This window comes from Flavobacterium sp. EDS (assembly GCF_020991525.1).
In the GTDB taxonomy this organism is placed as follows: domain Bacteria; phylum Bacteroidota; class Bacteroidia; order Flavobacteriales; family Flavobacteriaceae; genus Flavobacterium.
Window position 1 is genome coordinate 1 of sequence record NZ_JAJMOZ010000065.1, and the last position, 320, is coordinate 320.

At 28.1% G+C, this 320-nt stretch carries 1 pseudogene; it reads left to right on the top strand.

The features are described 5' to 3' along the window. Positions 1 to 320: pseudogene (locus tag LPB87_RS20700) on the top strand (hypothetical protein); the annotation flags it as partial.

Genomic DNA, 320 nt, shown 5'->3' on the forward strand with positions numbered 1-320 from the left:
AATCATTAAAGCTATTGGGATAGAAGAAATAATTTCTGGAAAGAAAGTGAAAAATTATGCATGGAAACATTTTTATGAGACAGGCGAATTAGAATCAGAAGGAAACTATTCATCAAATAAGAAAAAAGGTATTTGGAAATATTATTATAAGAACGGAAAATTTGAAAAAATTGGTGCTTATGAAGGAGGTTTGAAAAAAGGGACTTGGGAGAAGTATTTTGAAAACGGGCAATTAAAAGAAGTAGGCATTTATATCTATATTTACCATTTGAATCATAAGATAGAAAAGAGAGGAGATTGGAAAATTTATGATACTAATA